Source organism: Streptomyces sp. (assembly GCF_050698815.1).
Lineage (GTDB): Bacteria > Actinomycetota > Actinomycetes > Streptomycetales > Streptomycetaceae > Streptomyces.
Genome location: NZ_JBOHCV010000391.1, coordinates 1 through 3365 on the forward strand (window position 1 = coordinate 1; position 3365 = coordinate 3365).

Annotated in this window: 3 protein-coding genes; 1 reads left to right on the forward strand and 2 read right to left on the reverse strand. The window is 68.6% G+C overall.

Going from position 1 to position 3365, the window contains the following annotated elements; all coding sequences use genetic code 11:
* Nucleotides 1-99: 99 nt before the first annotated feature.
* The gene (gene metG / locus ACRDP3_RS14385; RefSeq protein WP_431517320.1) at nt 100-1710 is read right to left on the reverse strand and encodes a methionine--tRNA ligase; all 1611 of its coding nucleotides are present in this window, start codon (nt 1708-1710) and stop codon (nt 100-102) included.
* A 136-nt stretch (nt 1711-1846) separates the two neighbouring features.
* Here metG and ACRDP3_RS14390 point away from each other — a divergent pair, with 136 nt between their 5' ends.
* Nucleotides 1847-2752: an endonuclease/exonuclease/phosphatase family protein gene (locus ACRDP3_RS14390; protein ID WP_431517321.1), complete on the forward strand. Its 906-nt coding sequence runs from the start codon at nt 1847-1849 to the stop codon at nt 2750-2752.
* 26 nt (nt 2753-2778) lie between these two features.
* Here ACRDP3_RS14390 and ACRDP3_RS14395 read toward each other — a convergent pair whose 3' ends face one another.
* Entirely contained in the window at nt 2779-3213 is a 435-nt protein-coding gene (locus ACRDP3_RS14395) for a VOC family protein (protein ID WP_431517322.1), read from the reverse strand.
* Nucleotides 3214-3365 lie beyond the last annotated feature (152 nt).

Here is a 3365-nt window from a genome sequence, read left to right on the forward strand (position 1 = left end):
GCCGTCAGGTGTTGCGAGGACCCCGAGAATCCGCCCCGGGTGGCGGGGCCTTCCGCTGTCCGGGTCGGTTACTTGGGCTCTTCCAGCCGCGGGCTCGTGCTATTTCGCCTCTTCGAGGCGGGGAAACAGCGCCGCGCCCTTGGTCACCGTCGCCCCCGCCGGGAGCTGTCCCCAGCGGCCGGCCTCACCCACGTGCTGATCGGCCAGCGCGCCGAGGTGCGCCTCGGCGCCCAGCGAGTCCCACAGCTTCGCGGACGACTCCGGCATGACCGCGTTCAGCAGCACCGCGCAGGCGCGCAGCGAGTCGGCCGCGGTGTAGAGGATCGTCGCCAGCCGGGCCTGGGCCTCTTCCGATTCGTCCTTGGCGACCTTCCACGGCGCCTGCTCCGTGAGATAGCCGTTGACCCGCTTGACGAAGTCGAAGACCGAGGCGATGCCGCCGGAGAAGTCCAGGTGCTCGCCGATCCGCTCGTCCGCCTCCGCGGCGGCCTTCTCCAGCCCGTCGATGACGGCCTGTTCCGCCTCCCCGCTCGCCGTCGCCGTCGGCAGCGTGCCGTCGAAGTACTTGCCGATCATGGCCGCGACGCGGGAGGCGAGGTTGCCGTAGTCGTTGGCCAGCTCACTGGTGTAGCGGGCGGTGAAGTCCTCCCAGGAGAACGAGCCGTCCTGGCCGAAGGCGATGGCCCGCAGGAAGTACCAGCGGTACGCGTCCACGCCGAAGTGCTCGGTCAGCTGCCGGGGCGAGATGCCCGTCAGGTTCGACTTCGACATCTTCTCGCCGCCGACCATCAGCCAGCCGTTCGCCGCGATCTTGCCGGGCAGCGGCAGGCCGTTGGCCATCAGCATCGCGGGCCAGATCACCGCGTGGAAGCGGAGGATGTCCTTGCCGACCAGGTGCACGTCCGCCGGGAAGGTCCGCTCGAAGCGGTCCTGGTCCGCGCCGTATCCCACAGCGGTGGCGTAGTTGAGCAGCGCGTCGATCCAGACGTAGATCACGTGCTTGTCGTCCCAGGGCACCTTCACGCCCCAGTCGAACGTCGACCGGGAGATCGACAGGTCCTCCAGACCCTGCCGTACGAAGTTCACGACCTCGTTGCGCGCCGACTCGGGCTGAATGAACTCCGGGTGCCGCTCGTAGTGCTCCAGCAGCTTCGGGCCGTACTGGGAGAGCTTGAAGAAGTAGTTCTCCTCCTTGAGCATCTCCACCGGCGTCCGGTGGATGGGGCACAGCTGCTGGCCCGCGTAGTCCCCTTCGCCGTCCAGCAGCTCGCCGTAGGTCTTGTACTCCTCGCAGCCCACGCAGTACGGACCCTCGTACCCGCCCTGATAGATCTCGTCCTTGTCGTAGAGATCCTGGACGAACTCGCGGACGCGGTCGGTGTGCCGCTTCTCGGTGGTGCGGATGAAGTCGTCGTTCCTGATGTCCAGGTGCTCCCAGAGGGGCTTCCACGCCTCATCGACGAGCTTGTCGCACCACTCCTGCGGGGAGACCCCGTTCGCGATCGCGGTGCGCATGACCTTCTGACCGTGCTCGTCCGTGCCGGTGAGGTACCACACCTTCTCGCCGCGCTGACGGTGCCAGCGGGTGAGGACGTCGCCTGCGACGGTCGTATAGGCGTGGCCCAGGTGGGGAGCGTCGTTGACGTAGTAAATGGGGGTCGAGACGTAGTACGCCTTCGATCCCGTCTGCTCTGATCCAGTGGCCGCCATGGCCGAAAGCCTATCGGCCCGGGAGGCCGTGTTTCCTCCCCATAACCCTGGGTGACATCACCCCGGAGCCCCGTTGACGCTCCTCGGCCGCCTCCGCATGCTTGCGCGCGTATCCTCGCACCCGGGGCAACGGACCATGGAGGGCGTCATCCGTCGCGTCGCGATCTCCCCTTCGGCCGCCGCCGCGATCGTCGCGGTCATGCTCGCCGGCGGACTGCTGATCGCCTACGCGGTGAGTCCGCGCCCGGAGTCCTCGGCGGACTCCTACGTCATCGGCCAGTTCAACATGGCCGGCGGGACCACCGAGCACGGAACGAAGGGCAACGCGCCGGCCGACGCGCTCGCCGCCGAGGTGAAGGGCCGCAAGGCCGCGCTGATCACCCTTCAGGAGTCCTGCCGCGACTGGGACGCGCGGCTGCGGGACCGGCTGCCCGGCTACACCGTCCTGTTCGGCCCGGTCGACAACCTCGACGAGAGCCGGAGCACCGCCCGGTGCCGTCACCCCACCGACTTCGGCAACACCCTCGTCTTCCGCGACGACCTGGGCTTCGACGAGGACACCGCTGCCAGTCACCTGCTCGGCTCCACGGTGGGTGACGAGTACCGCGAGATGATCTGCGTGCGGTCGGAGTCACGGAAGCTCGTCGCCTGCTCCGCACATCTCACCCCGGGTGCGGGCGAGTTCCTCGGGAGCCGGCTGCGCGAGGCCGCGGAGGCCGGGCGGATCCTGGCCACCCGGTACAAGGGCTACACCGCGATTCTCGGCGGAGACATCAACGATCTCCCGGCCTCCGACACCTTGGACAGCTTCTACCACCGCGACTACCGGCGCGGTGCCGATGGTGCCCTCAAGGAGGCAGCCGGTCCCTGCGGCGACAGTATGCGGCCCGAGCGCCGTTCCTGCCGGTCAGGCGAGCAGACCCATGCCAAGGGGAAGATCGACTACCTCTTCGTGTCACCGTCCGTGCGGGTCGAGTGGAGTGGCGTGGCCCACTCCGAGCACTCCGACCACAGGCCGCTCTGGGCACGCGTCGTTTTCTGACCGGTCAGGTCGGTCCGTCGCAACGCTCAGTCCGTCGCGAAGACGTCCGCGTCGTCGGCGAACGCCTTGAACTCCAGGGCGTTGCCCGCCGGATCGGTGAGGAACATCGTCCACTGCTCGCCCGGCTCTCCCTCGAAGCGCAGGTACGGCTCGATGACGAACTCGGTGCCCGCGGCCCGCAGCCGGTCCGCCAGCCGGTGGAAGTCCGGCACCGTCAGCAGCAGCCCGAAGTGCGGTACGGGCACGTCGTGACCGTCGACTGGGTTGTGTGCCGCCGCGCCGCGGTGTCCGGGTACGAGATGGGTGACGAACTGGTGCCCGTACAGATTCCAGTCGACCCACGACCGGGCGCTGCGGCCCCGTTCCAGCCCGAGGATCTCCCCGTAGAAGCGGCGCGCGGCAGCCAAGTCGTCGACGGGCACGGCCAGATGGAACCGGGGGATGGGTGAGTCGGGCGTCATAGGTGCCGGCCGCCTTCCTGGAGAGCTAGTGCCCCTCCCGGCAACCTTTGCCCTGTCGCGCCGCCCATCACGCACTCCCCCAGCCTTCGGCCGGGAGGTGCCCCCACGCCGCGTTGGCCAAAAGCCCTGGTAGCTCCGCTACAAGGACTTCC

Bases quoted from the DNA above. Each gene is read 5' to 3' on its own strand.
- metG (WP_431517320.1), bottom strand. From the start codon at position 1,710: ATGGCGGCCACTGGATCAGAGCAGACGGGATCGAAGGCGTACTACGTC.
- ACRDP3_RS14390 (WP_431517321.1), top strand. From the start codon at position 1,847: ATGGAGGGCGTCATCCGTCGCGTCGCGATCTCCCCTTCGGCCGCCGCC.
- ACRDP3_RS14395 (WP_431517322.1), bottom strand. From the start codon at position 3,213: ATGACGCCCGACTCACCCATCCCCCGGTTCCATCTGGCCGTGCCCGTC.